Genomic DNA, 12655 nt, shown 5'->3' on the forward strand with positions numbered 1-12655 from the left:
TAGCAGGTGGTTTATTGTTTCGCACGCTATCGCGAGCTCAACTGACTAAAGTCGTAAAATAAAAAAACTGCCTTATGGCAGTTTTTTCCTAAAAGCCTATTAAGCATTAAAAATATCTTTTTTACGAAAAATGAAGAGTGCAAACAGAAGACAAAGGATGAGCCAAATGGCTAACACCGTGAAACCAAAGCTGAGGGGCATATTCATATGGTATCACTCAGAGACTTCTCCAGTCCAATTTGCCGATAGATTAAGGTGAGAAGAAAACAACTAAAACAAATATTTTCCTTTAGTTACTATTTCACCCAAAATTGTTCCCAATACAATTAAACAGAAAGAGACCCCTGTGCCTACCATCGATGATTTAAATACAGTTGAACAAAGAAAACATAAGCTAGCGACCGTTAGCATCGCGAAAGTCGTTAACAAGATTGAAGTCACTAAAATTGATAAACAGGAAGCACTGCAGCATGATCCATATGGGGAATCGTTTGTAATTGATTGATGCCATTTACCAGCTTTTCTTTAAAAGTATAGCGCAACCCTACAACGATGGGTTGGAAAGCCCCCTTTGTACCATAAAAAGCTAAGTTAGCTCCCCACAAGGCAAATAAGAAAGAGAGTGACAAGAATATCGTTGCCAATAACGAAACAATCCATTTTCCAAATAAAATTGTCGTTCTTGATATTGGGCGGACAAGTAAAAGCTTTATTGTCCCGCTCGTCGTTTCCCCAGATAGAATATCCGCTATGAGGACGACAACAAGCATGGGTAGAAAAATAGCTGATGTATATGTCATTAAATCTTTTGTTTGTTGGTAACCTGTGGTCGTCCAGTCTGGCAAGAGCCGCACATTATGCTCTAAATGGTATTGCAGTTTCACCATCTCTGTCTTGCCGTACGCATCCAGTTGATTCTCTTTCTCCCTATCCTTATAATTTTGAAGTTGTTTTTCAGAAATGGGACGCCAATTCCCGGATTGCAGCTGTTGCATCTCTTTTAACTGTTGCTTCAGTTCTTGGACCAGTTCTTTTTTATTTTGAGGCTTTTCTTTTCCAGCTTGTATGCGTGCAAGGTTCTGTTCTTGATATTTTATTTGTTGTTTAGTTACTTTTATCCCATCGTACTGCCCGTCAAGATATCCAAGTGCAGAAAGTCCAATGACAAAAACAACGCCAAGGATAAGGGTAATCCATAATCTCTTTTTATGTATAAGCTTCATCCATTCAATGGAGATGACATTCATTAAATCTTTCATCATTAGCCCTCTCCCCTCTCACTAATCAGCTCTAAGAATGACCCTTCCAACGTTTGTTTTTCTGGAATCGCTGAATACACTTGAATACCTTCATGAACTAATGTAGAAATTGCTTCAGCTACCTTTTCTCGCTCGGCTTGAGAAGAATATGTTGCTCAGAAAGGCTAACTTCAATCCCAGGTAAGGGACTCAGAAGGTTTTTAGCTTTATCTAGCTGACTGACCTCTAAGGTCACAATAGGAGCTGCATTTGTCAATTTATGTATCTCTGTCTCTGCAATTAACGTTCCTTGATTAATGATGGCCACTCGATCACATAGCAGTTCAATTTCATGTAATAAATGACTTGAAATAAAGACGGCCACTCCTGTGCTCGCAATCTTATGTAAAAGCTCACGAAGCTCTCGCATGCCGCTTGGATCTAAACCGTTTGTCGGTTCATCAAGAATAAGAAGCTTTGGTTGAGCAATAAGGGCTTGAGCTAAACCCAATCTTTGTCTCATCCCCAAAGAGTAGGTGCTTATTTTATTGTCCTCACGACGACTTAACCCTACCCACTTGATGACTTCATCGATACGCTTTGTTATATTATGTTTGTCTATACGGCCAGTTTCACATAGTGAATAAGGTTCTGCCTTGCAGTTAAGTAAGAATACATCTCTGGATTTTCAACAATGGTTCCCACTTGAGCAAGGGCTTGAGCTCTCTGTTTTTGTACATCAAAACCCGCAATTCTAACTTTCCCCTTCAACGGTTGAATGAGCCCCACAATCATGCGAATCGTTGTTGTTTTCCCTGCACCATTTGGACCAAGAAAACCGTAAATCTCACCTGCCTTTACATCAATGCTTAAACCATCCACAATGACTTTTCCTTTAATTGTCTTGGACACATTTTCTAATGAAAGTATACTTTTCACCTTTCTAACCCCCTGAATCAATCACACTACAATTTAAAAACGATAAGCGGATCAAAAAGGTTTCTTAAAAAAAGTCTAAAAAGAAAACTAGGCTTATTCTTCACCACTTCGCTAAGCAGATCCTGATGTTCAGCACACATTAAAATTGCTACCAAGCCATAATGGGTTTTTCACTACCTTCCACTAAGTTATACGCTGATATGAAATTATTTTTATTTCGTAGTGGAACGTTTGTTCTTATTTTGGTATAATAGATTCAAAAGAGGATGCATCCGTTTATCTTTATCAAAAGGGCTTTTGACTTTTAACCTCAAGCTATTGCTATGTTATACTAATGGAAACGGAGAGGATACTCGTGGTCCAGTTAATGGATCTTAAAGTAGATTATGCATTTAAACAGCTGTTTGGAAGTCGGGGCAATGAGACTCTCTTAATTGCTTTTTTAAACGCGCTTTTGAATAAGACTGCATAGGAAAGAATTGACTCTATCACCATCCAAAACTCGGAAGTGATTCCAGAACACCAGGACGATAAATCGTCAGTATTGGACATTTATGCTATAACAAAAGAAAATGTGCATATTAATATTGAAATTCAAATGGCCAATAAAAATGATATGAAAGAGCGTACATTGTATTATTGGAGTCGTATCTTCGCGGGTCAAATGGAAAAAGGAAAAGCTTATTCTGATTTAACCCAGACAATCACGATTAATATCTTGAATTTTAGGTTACTAAAGGAAACATCAATGTTTCATACGTCATATCATTTATATGAGGATGTGGAGAGTTTCTGCCTAACAGATGTCATGGAGATTCATTTTATTGAAATTCCTAAACTTCTTGTTCAATGGAAGAGGGGTTAACTTGACCCATGGGAGAATTTACTTGCGCGTTGGTTATTGCTTCTTGGAGCTGTCAATCATAATGAAATAGAAGAAGATATTTTTCGGCAACTTAAAACGATTGCTAAGGAAGGTGACCCTATTATGAAAGAGGCAATGGATAAGTGGGAAGATTTGAGTCGTGACCCAAAAGCGCGTTTTGAATATGAATCTCATCTAAAAGCTGTCCTTGACGATATGGCTGCCGTTCGAGAAGCAGAAAAACGGTATGAAAAGGCAATAAAGAAGGGCTTAGAAGAGGGAATTGAAAAGGGAATTGAACAAGGTATATCTCAAGGCATATCACAGGGGTTAGAGCAAGGAAAACGGGAGAATGCACGAGCTATTGCTATAAAATTACTAGATATCGGAATGAATTTAGAAAAGATATTGGAAATCACTGGACTTGAGAAAGCGGATATAGAGAAAGTTTAGAAGAGCAGGGCTGGAAGCTGAATTCCAGCCTTTTTTATACAATAGAAAAAGAGACTCTTAATATTAAAGAGTCTCTCGCACTTCTTTTATACACCATCCTTTATCCTCAACTGTTGGTTAGCAAACTCACGATACAAGGTATGCGTTCGTATTAATTCTTCGTGTGTGCCAATTCCTGTGATGCGACCTTTTTCAACGAACACGATGCGATCGGCGTCAACGACTGTGGATAAACGATGCGCAATCACAAGTGTTGTTCGACCGACCATCAGATTTTTTAAAGCTTTCTGGACAACAACTTCTGACTGACTATCAAGATTCGATGTGGCCTCATCAAGCATGAGAATCTTAGGGTCACGCAATAAGGCTCTAGCAATACCAATGCGTTGCCGTTGTCCTCCTGAAAGTTTAACTCCTCTTTCGCCAACCTCAGTGTCATAGCCCTTAGGAAAGTCCTTAATAAATGGATCAGCATACGCCATTTTTGACGCACGCTCTAATTCTTCATTTGTAACCTCTCGATCCATCCCATAGCACATATTTTCTCGAATGGTTCCCGCAATCAAAGGACTTTCTTGAGCAACATAACCGATGACGCTCCGCCACGAGCTTAAAGAGAAGTCGGTTATGGGTTCATCCCCAAGTACAATTCTTCCTTTTGTCGGCTGATAATATCGTTCAATTAAAGAAAATAAGGTCGTTTTCCCCCCACCACTTGGACCAACAATCGCCGTTACTTTACCGGGTTCAGCACAAAAACTCACATCTTGTAAGACAGGCTCATCACTGTTATACGAAAAAGAAAGATGATCAACTTGAATCGGCAAAGAGGGTTGCGTTAATTCCTTGCCAGATCTATAGTCCTCTTCATCTTGATCTAGAATTTCAATGATCCGTTCCGTTGCTCCTTTTGCCTTTTGCAGCTGTGTAAAGAAGGTCGTAAAAGACGTTAATGGCATGACGATCTGAAAAAGATAGAGAATAAACGCTACTAGATCACCCGCAGATAAGATCCCTGTAGAAACGCGCATCCCTCCATATCCAATAATTAAAACGAGAACAGCCATGATGACAAAAAACATTAAGGGCGCAATAAGCGCTTGAACTTTCGCCTCCTTCATTCCAAAGCGAAATAAACGGCGAATACCACGAGCCCCCCCTTCATATTCAAGCTTTTCTGCATTTGATGACTTCACAAGACGGACCTCTGATAACACCTGACTAATTAATGCAGTAAAGTTTGCGGTTTCATCCTGTAACCCTTTAGAGATCTTAAACATTTGTTTCCCAAGAGGCATTAATATGAGCAGTGTTAATGGAACCGCTATAAGCATTAACAATGTCATTTTCCAATCCAATAGAAAGAGGATGATTAATGACCCCACAATGGAGATGATCCCTGTAAAAAATTGTGGTAAATGTTCTGTGACTAACGCTTTAACAACACCTGTATCATTTGTCATCCGACTAATAGTTTCCCCCGCCCGATGCTGATCATAATAAGGAATTGGGAGTACCAATAATTTTTTCCACAAACGGTCTCTTAGACTAGCAACCACATTTTGTCCTACTTTGTTTAGCATGTAGATCGAAAGTCCACTCGCAACTGCCTGACCAATAAAGACTAAGGCTAAAAGAATGATTTGAGTGGGGCTAATCGTTGAAAGCTGAAAACCATCAACTAAGTTTTTGGTAAACATAGGGATCACGAGCCCCACAACGGTCGTGACCACACTCATGAATAATGCAATACTTAACAACCATTTCGAAGGCTTCGTCTGCTTCATTAATCGATAAAACTTTTGCCAACCACCTTCACTCTGTTCATTCTTTAATTCCAATTTATTCACCTGCTCATTCTTCATTTAAGGGTGGATATGTTATCCTTAATGACTTTTATTTAAGATAAAGCTTAGCAGGACTCTATGAACTGAATATGAACAGACGCTTGCTTAACATTTCAGTGATACCTTCTCTAACTTAATTTCCCATTATCTTCAAGAAAGAGCATTCCAGCGATAAACATGGCCAAAATCACACAAAAAATGGTGATGCCAATAGTTAAAGAATGTTTGTATAATAAAACACTCCCATAAAGTAATTCCTTGACTAAGGCATAGAGATTCACAACGAGGATGATAAAATAGGACTTGGAGACCATGACCATCCGTCATCCAAAACGCAGTGAACTAACAAGTGGGTGACCTTAATTTACATACAAGAAAGGTCTGTTCGCCCTCACATTAAGCTTGCAAATGGGTTTTCAAATACAGCAGCTCCCTTTATTTTTTAAAAACTTTTTAAAACAGGCTAACTTTTTGTTCCTTTTGATTGTCTATAGTAGTGAAGGCCTTCAAAAACCGATGAAAGCGGGGACGAGAATTAGAGGTGAAGTAATGGATGAATCATCATGGGTTACACGCGCTATGGAAGGGGATAAAGACGCTTTTTCTTTACTCGTCATTAAATATGATGCCTTCCTAAAGGCGATCATTTCCTATTATATTGAGAAACGCTTTGTCGAGGACCTAGCACAAGACTTATGGCTACTCATTTATCAAAAGCTTTGGCAGCTCGAAGACCCAGAAAAATTCATTCCTTGGGTACGAAAAGTCGTCTATTATCAATGTGCTAACTACCGAAAAGTTCTCAAAAAGAAACGACAGCAGGAACTTTATCTTAGCTCAGAAAATTGGTCGTTCTTTTTAGATCATGTGTTAAGTGATACCTTCTCCCTTTATGATTTGATCGAACGCTTTGAGTTACGAAAGGAAATATCTGATGCACTCGATGAACTTCCAGGTGACTTGGGAATGATTTTACGGTTGCGCTATTATCAAGAATGCTCTTATCAGGAGATAACAGATCTCACAAATTTGCCTTTAAGCACCATCAAATGGCGCATCTTTCAAGCTAAGAAGCTCTTGAGAATGAATCTGCTCACAAAACTTAAAATGAAGGGACGATCCAATAATGGCTAATGAAATGAACAATGAAACTATTTATGCGATGTTAAGAGAAATTAAAGAAGTGGCTATGCAATCCTCACTGACAGGAGGATTAAAAAAAGGCAGTCGTATTCTCATCGATGTCTATAATCGCTGTCTTGCCACTATCACCGAGGAAGATGAACAAGCAGCCAAACTTTTCAGCCCGCTTGCCACTGAACCCGATGCTGTCCATATAGATGAAATTGGTGTCGCAGCGGCACTGCTTTCCAGGTATGTGAATCCTAATAAACACCCCCACCTGCCTCACTCTCCCATCCGCCCGGATCATGAGTTATTTTAATTTAAAAATTAAAGCAAGCAGTGTGGTTTTATCACTCACTGCTTGCGTTTTTCAAAAGAGTATAAGCTGTTGAAAGAAAAGCAGTATGTAAAACATTTGTTTTCATGATGATGGCTGACTTAACCAAGCACATCTTATCTCTTATCTCCTATCGAAAGTCCAAAGTCCCGGTCAAATCCGGGACTTTTTTATTACTTCATCTTCTACTCATCAAGCATTAGGGTATATCGAACTAGATATATAAAAACTTGCCTGTGACCATTTTCTTATTTTTCAATATATTTAGTCTTTTTTACTGACAATATTCGTGCTGTCCTATATTATAAAGACTAACATCTTAGAACTTTCCTATTGTTGACACAATCCGACAAAAAAGGAGGGATTTCGACTTAAACCGTTTTTACTGAAGTAAAAATTGAAAGGAGTTTTGTCATGAGGAGATGGCGGAAAAGTCTACCTTACAAATGGACCAGTCTCTTGTTATGCTTACTCATCCTCGCCCCAACCTATTTACAGATAGGAACAGCCTCAGCACAAGGCAAGGTGAGCGCTTCAGAAAATGGAAAAGTGAGTACCTCAGTCACGGATCAAAAAAGCAGTCTAGCAAAAAGTAAAGTAAATAGTGATTTAAAAGCGCAATTCAACTCCAAGAAATACGTCACTTATCTCCTAAAGTTCAAAGAACAAGCCGACACAAAAAAGGCAGCTGCAAATGCCCAAAAGCTGGCTAAGAAACAGAAAATGACAACAGCAAAAGCCGACTATACGGCTAAGTCAGCTGTTGTTACTGCACTACAAACCACAGCCTCAGAAACTCAAGCCACCGTCATCAAGTATCTCGAAAAAGAGAAAAAGGCTGGACAGGTTAAGAGTTTTCACCCCTACTACATTGTCAATGGGATCGCGGTAACTGGGACAAAAGATGTTATGGACAAGCTATCTACTTTTCCCGAAATTGAAAAAATCCTCCCTAACCGCACTCGCCAATTAATGGCAGGAACGCAAACGGACCTTCGTTCACAATCCACTCATAGTACTTCAAAAACAAAAGAAACGGCATCAAAAGCAAAAGCAGCAGCTGACGAGGATATTGCCTGGGGCGTAGAACGCATCGGAGCACCCGGCGTTTGGAACATGGGCTTTGACGGGTCAGGCGTCGTTATCGGTAGCATCGATACTGGCGTTCAGTGGGATCATCCCGCATTAAAAGAAAAATACCGAGGCTATGACCCATCCAATCCGGATCAGCCCAACAATGAATACAATTGGTTTGACGCCGTTGCTAATGAGTCTACTCCGTATGATGATGTTGGTCACGGCACACATACGATCGGGACAATGGTGGGCTCCGAGAGTGATGGAAGCAATCAAGTCGGTGTCGCACCAGGAGCGCAATGGATCTCTGCTAAAGCTTTTACAGCAGATGGTGGCACCGATGCCGATTTATTAAGTGCAGGTGAATGGATGCTGGCCCCTACCGACTCTGAAGGCACCCCTCATCCAGAAATGGCACCTGACATTATTAATAATTCTTGGGGTGGCGGTCCTGGTCTTGATGAATGGTATCGACCAATGGTCCAAAACTGGCGTGCCGCTGGCATTTTCCCTGAATTTTCAGCGGGGAATACGACGCTAACGAACCCTGGTGGCCCAGCCTCTGTTGCCTCACCAGCGAATTACCCTGAGGCCTTTGCTACCGGTGCTACCGATAGTAATGACAACTTAGCAAGCTTCTCACTTCAAGGCCCTTCTCCCTATGACGAAATTAAGCCGGAAGTTTCAGCGCCTGGCGTTAATATTTGTTCCTCCGTACCTGGCAGCCAATATGATTGTAGCTATAGTGGGACTTCCATGGCAGGGCCACATGTTTCTGGCACCGTTGCCTTAATGTTATCAGCAGATGCTTCACTTACTGTTGACGAGATCGAACACATTCTAATCGATACAGCTACACCTGAAACAGATAGCACTTTCCCTGAGTCGCCGAACAACGGCTATGGCTATGGGATCATTGATGCTTTTAGTGCTGTCTCTTCAATCACCGAAGGTCTTGGTACCATCAAAGGACAAGTGGTTACTGAAGGACAAGATACTGAACCTCCAACTTATGATCATACACCGACAACTGAAGCTTTTGAAGGCTTTGAGCTTCCACTAGATATTAGTGTTCAAGACAATGTCAGCGTTAAAAAGGTAGAAATCCTTTATCAAAAGGAAAATGAAGATTGGCAGACAGTAGATGCCAAACAAACAGACGGAGATTATCATCAAGGCATATATCAAGGGACGATTCCAGCAGAAGCGATGACGGGTTCTTCCATCGCTTATAAATGGCATATTGTTGATTATGGAGACAATGATGTGACTTCCGATGCCTATACTGTCACCCTTAATCCTCCGATAACAACCGGTTATACTCAAGATTTTGAATCCACACCTACTGGTTGGTTCTCTTCGGGTACCAATGATAGCTGGGCATGGGGAACCCCGACTTCAGGTCCTGGACAAGCCGCTTCTGGAGAGAATGTTTACGGCACCAATCTTGATGGGGATTATGATAATAGCACAAATGCCACTTTAATTATGCCCCCGATTTATCTTCCTGAAGGGCAAAGTTATCTTGATTTTAACCATTGGTATGATATTGAAAGCGGCTATGACCACGGTCAAGTCTTCGTCTCCACTGATCAAGAAAACTGGGAAGCGTTGGCTAACTTTACTGGAAGTAATGGGGAATGGGAAGCAACAGAAGTCAATTTATCTGACTATGCTGGGCAAAACATTTTTATCGGATTTAATCTCACCACAGATGGCAGTGTTCAAAAACCTGGTTGGTACATTGACGATGTTAGCCTCTCAGATACACCGTCTAGCGGGACAACCAAAGCACAACTTGGACTTGTGACCAAAGATCAAACATCACAACTTGATAAACATGTTAAAACTAAAAAAGGTCAAAAAGTCGTTGATCCCCGCTCAATTAAACCAAGCAAAATAAAAACGATAAAATTACCAAAAAACGAGCAATCAAAAGTTAAACCGAGTGCGCATACACAGTCACTTCCACTTGACGCCACTGTCAGTGTTCTTGAAACCGGACGCACGGCACATACGAATCCTGGGGATGGGAGCTATTCCTTACTTCATGCTGCTGGCTCGTACACACTAAAAGCAGAAACCTATGGCTATGAATCTCAGGAACAATCGGTTGATGTCTCGCGTGATGGAACGTCTGAAGCTAACTTCACCTTACAGCCGATCGCTCAAGGTACGGTAGCAGGAACCATTACCAATGATGCTACAGGTGATCCGATTTCTGGGGCAACCGTTAGGGTCATGGAAGATGCCAACATTGCCCCTGTTCAAACCGATGCTGCCGGACATTTCAGTCTTAAAGTCTATGAGGGGACTTACACCTTACACGCTTCTGCCCCTCAATTTAATACAAAGGACGTGGAGGTCACCGTTGAAGGGGATAGCACGACCCAACAAGATCTTGCCTTAAAACCCTTTATTGGTTATCCTGGCGAAATTGGCTATGATGATGGAACGGCAGAAAATGCTCATGCCTTCTATGATGCTGGAAATGGTTGGGCGGTCAAAATGTCACTTCCAGATGGCCATGAAAAAGCGATGGTCACAGGCGGATTATTCCGATTCTGGACAGACGAATTCCCGGTTCCAGGAGGTACTGATTTCCAAGTTGCTGTCTATGACGCTAGTGGTGACAATGGTGCTCCGGGTAAAAAACTTGCTGGGCCCATTGATGCGACGGCACTCCGCGATGGTACATGGACTCAGGTGGATCTCTCAGATAAAGGTATCGTTGTTGACGGGGATTTCTATATCGTCTACATTCAAACGCATGATAATACCCAATCCCCTGGCTTAGCGACGGATGAAGACGGCACCAATGCGGGACGAAGCTGGCAACTTGTCTCGGGAGCATGGACCCCTTCCCCAGCTGATGAAGGGAATTATATGATCCGTGCACAGGTTAGTTATGAAGTGACCGCACCTGTGATTACTTCACCCAAAGACACTTCTTATACCAATCAAGAGAACGTCACTGTCGAAGGAACTTCAGCACCTTCGACAAATGTGACACTGCTCAATAACGGTGAAGAAGTCGCAACGACTCAAGCCACCGATAAGGGGACATTCTCAACCGATATCACCCTCCAACAAGGAGAAAACACGCTGACCGCAACAGCATCAACGGATAACGGCACAACAGATCCATCAGAACCTGTGACCGTTACTCTTGATCAAGATAAACCAGAATTGACCATAGATAGCCCAGATGATGGCTCTAAAACGAACCATGAAACACTTACAGTTCAAGGCACTGTCAGTGATGAACACCTCGACTGGGTGAAAATCAATGGCCAAAAAGCAGATATTGCTGATGATGGAACCTACTCTAAGCGTATTCTTCTTGATAATGGCGAGAACACCATCAAGGTCATTGCCAAGGACAAAGCAGGCAACAAGAAAACCCAAACCGTCACCGTTGACGTGAACTATACTGCACCTGAAATTAGTGATCTCCAGCCTGCCGATGATCTTTATCTTAATGCTGGAGAAAGCGTCAAAATTGAGTTTAATAGCCAACCTGGACTCGACGCTTCTTACGTCATACAGATGCCTTTAACCAACGCAAAAGCCAGGACAAGCGAAAACGCCACCGAACTGCCAATGACCGAAACCTCTGACGGTCATTATGTGGGCTATTGGACTGCCACCTCTAATCTCGTTGCGGATGGCTCACAAATCGAGGTCAAGGTAAAGGATGATTATGGCAACGAAACACGTCAAACAGCGGGCGGTAAACTTTATATTAATGTTCCCAACAAAGCACCGACGGCTCAATTTGATGTCCCCAAAAAAGCAGTACAAAAAGAGTCCATCCACTTTGATGGAACAAAGTCCTCCGACCCTGATGGCAGTATCGTCCAATATAGCTGGAACTTTGGCGATGGCAAGAAGGTTGAAGGTGAAAACATTGAACACGCCTTTGCAAAAAAAGGAAAATTTAAAGTCACCTTAACAGTCACCGACAATCGTGGGAAAACGGATACACTCACGAAAGAAATTAAAATTAAGAAAAAATAGCTTCTCTTTACAAGCCCACTCAGAACTATTGTGAGTGGGCTTACTCATTCCTTCATTTATTTAAAGGCTGAAAAAATTTTTCCATCTGTGGTCTTAACCGTTAAAGGCTCTTTGATTTCATCTAAGCCCACTGTTATAAAAGGCGTTTTCTCGAGTTCTCCGCCTTCTGTAAGTTTCACAATCACCGTTGTTGACCGCCATTGTTTCACCTTTTCTATACTTATTTTTTTACCGCGATACTCTTTTCCCAATGTCAAGGTCAAACTCTTCTTCCCCTCTCCAATGGTTGAGAGAGAGTACCCGCTTTGATTTAACTCACTTTTCGCAACAGCTACTGCCCCTTGATCAATTACCCAATAGTTATCATCAAGGTGATGAAGGAACAAGAGTCCAGCGATAAAAATGACTGGCAGAACACCTAAAAATACCTTATCAATGCGCGAGTAATGGTTTTGTTTAGCTGTATAGAATTTCCCTAAAATCGCCAAAGGAACAACACTAAAGACAGCCACAGCCAGAATGCCTAGACTCACTAGGCCATAACCCATTCCTTCAAAGCCGCCTACTATAAAAATCGAATACCATAATAGAAGGCCTCCAACAATAAAGGTCACAAGAGGGGCATAAAAACGTTTCCCACTCTTTTTTGTAAGAATATAGCTCATAAGAAACGCCATTGTACCGTAACACATGCCGATAAAAATAATAAAAAAGAGCACTGGCCACTCTCAACTCCCTTTTCCTTCAAACATGC

General features: G+C 41.5%; 10 protein-coding genes and 1 pseudogene. 5 read left to right on the forward strand and 6 right to left on the reverse strand.

Annotation, left to right across the window (positions count from 1 at the left end; genetic code table 11):
- Positions 1 to 440 precede the first annotated feature (440 nt).
- From IEV91_RS17885 to IEV91_RS21775, 3 genes are all read right to left on the reverse strand, one after another.
- Positions 441 to 1262, reverse strand: coding sequence for a DUF2705 family protein (locus IEV91_RS17885; protein WP_188498806.1), 822 nt, complete (start codon positions 1260 to 1262; stop codon positions 441 to 443).
- A gap of 115 nt (positions 1263 to 1377) precedes the next feature.
- Positions 1378 to 1860 (reverse strand): ATP-binding cassette domain-containing protein, encoded by a 483-nt coding sequence (locus IEV91_RS21770; RefSeq protein ID WP_308420049.1) that lies wholly within the window; start codon positions 1858 to 1860, stop codon positions 1378 to 1380.
- A complete protein-coding gene (locus tag IEV91_RS21775; protein WP_204871341.1) occupies positions 1857 to 2177 on the reverse strand; it encodes an ATP-binding cassette domain-containing protein in 321 nt (106 codons plus the stop codon). Before IEV91_RS21775 ends, IEV91_RS21770 begins: the two co-directional genes overlap by 4 nt.
- Positions 2178 to 2544: 367 nt before the next feature.
- Between IEV91_RS21775 and IEV91_RS21780 the strand changes: the two are divergent.
- Together IEV91_RS21780 and IEV91_RS21785 are read left to right on the forward strand one after the other, a co-directional pair.
- A pseudogene (locus IEV91_RS21780) lies at positions 2545 to 3042 on the forward strand (Rpn family recombination-promoting nuclease/putative transposase).
- A 123-nt stretch (positions 3043 to 3165) separates the two neighbouring features.
- Positions 3166 to 3495, forward strand: a complete 330-nt coding sequence (locus tag IEV91_RS21785) for an RpnC/YadD family protein (protein WP_229745643.1) — start codon at positions 3166 to 3168, stop codon at positions 3493 to 3495.
- 86 nt (positions 3496 to 3581) lie between these two features.
- Here IEV91_RS21785 and IEV91_RS17900 read toward each other — a convergent pair whose 3' ends face one another.
- Together IEV91_RS17900 and IEV91_RS17905 are read right to left on the reverse strand one after the other, a co-directional pair.
- Positions 3582 to 5360, reverse strand: a complete 1779-nt coding sequence (locus IEV91_RS17900; RefSeq protein ID WP_275584399.1) for an ABC transporter ATP-binding protein — start codon at positions 5358 to 5360, stop codon at positions 3582 to 3584.
- A 110-nt stretch (positions 5361 to 5470) separates the two neighbouring features.
- Positions 5471 to 5662 carry a hypothetical protein gene (locus IEV91_RS17905; RefSeq protein WP_188498808.1) on the reverse strand — a complete coding sequence of 64 codons (192 nt, stop codon included), beginning with the start codon at positions 5660 to 5662 and terminating at the stop codon, positions 5471 to 5473.
- A 229-nt stretch (positions 5663 to 5891) separates the two neighbouring features.
- Here IEV91_RS17905 and IEV91_RS17910 point away from each other — a divergent pair, with 229 nt between their 5' ends.
- From IEV91_RS17910 to IEV91_RS17920, 3 genes are all read left to right on the forward strand, one after another.
- Positions 5892 to 6476: an RNA polymerase sigma factor gene (locus IEV91_RS17910; protein ID WP_188498809.1), complete on the forward strand. Its 585-nt coding sequence runs from the start codon at positions 5892 to 5894 to the stop codon at positions 6474 to 6476.
- The gene (locus IEV91_RS17915; protein WP_188498810.1) at positions 6469 to 6786 is read left to right on the forward strand and encodes a hypothetical protein; all 318 of its coding nucleotides are present in this window, start codon (positions 6469 to 6471) and stop codon (positions 6784 to 6786) included. The genes IEV91_RS17910 and IEV91_RS17915 overlap by 8 nt, the downstream gene beginning before the upstream one ends.
- Positions 6787 to 7218: 432 nt before the next feature.
- A complete protein-coding gene (locus tag IEV91_RS17920; RefSeq protein ID WP_188498811.1) occupies positions 7219 to 11901 on the forward strand; it encodes a S8 family serine peptidase in 4683 nt (1560 codons plus the stop codon).
- 56 nt (positions 11902 to 11957) lie between these two features.
- Here the strand turns inward: IEV91_RS17920 and IEV91_RS17925 are convergent, their stop codons facing one another.
- On the reverse strand, positions 11958 to 12620 hold the full coding sequence (locus IEV91_RS17925) for a YesK family protein (protein ID WP_188498812.1): 663 nt from the start codon (positions 12618 to 12620) through the stop codon (positions 11958 to 11960).
- Between the last annotated feature and the right edge of the window lie 35 nt (positions 12621 to 12655).

Source organism: Pullulanibacillus pueri, from assembly GCF_014639255.1.
GTDB lineage: Bacteria > Bacillota > Bacilli > Bacillales > Sporolactobacillaceae > Pullulanibacillus > Pullulanibacillus pueri.

Excerpts from the sequence above, each read along its gene's own strand:
- IEV91_RS17885 (WP_188498806.1), bottom strand. The coding sequence starts at position 1,262 with ATGATGAAAGATTTAATGAATGTCATCTCCATTGAATGGATGAAGCTT.
- IEV91_RS21785 (WP_229745643.1), top strand. The coding sequence starts at position 3,166 with ATGAAAGAGGCAATGGATAAGTGGGAAGATTTGAGTCGTGACCCAAAA.
- IEV91_RS17900 (WP_275584399.1), bottom strand. The coding sequence starts at position 5,360 with ATGAAGAATGAGCAGGTGAATAAATTGGAATTAAAGAATGAACAGAGT.
- IEV91_RS17905 (WP_188498808.1), bottom strand. The coding sequence starts at position 5,662 with ATGGTCATGGTCTCCAAGTCCTATTTTATCATCCTCGTTGTGAATCTC.
- IEV91_RS17910 (WP_188498809.1), top strand. The coding sequence starts at position 5,892 with ATGGATGAATCATCATGGGTTACACGCGCTATGGAAGGGGATAAAGAC.
- IEV91_RS17915 (WP_188498810.1), top strand. The coding sequence starts at position 6,469 with ATGGCTAATGAAATGAACAATGAAACTATTTATGCGATGTTAAGAGAA.
- IEV91_RS17920 (WP_188498811.1), top strand. The coding sequence starts at position 7,219 with ATGAGGAGATGGCGGAAAAGTCTACCTTACAAATGGACCAGTCTCTTG.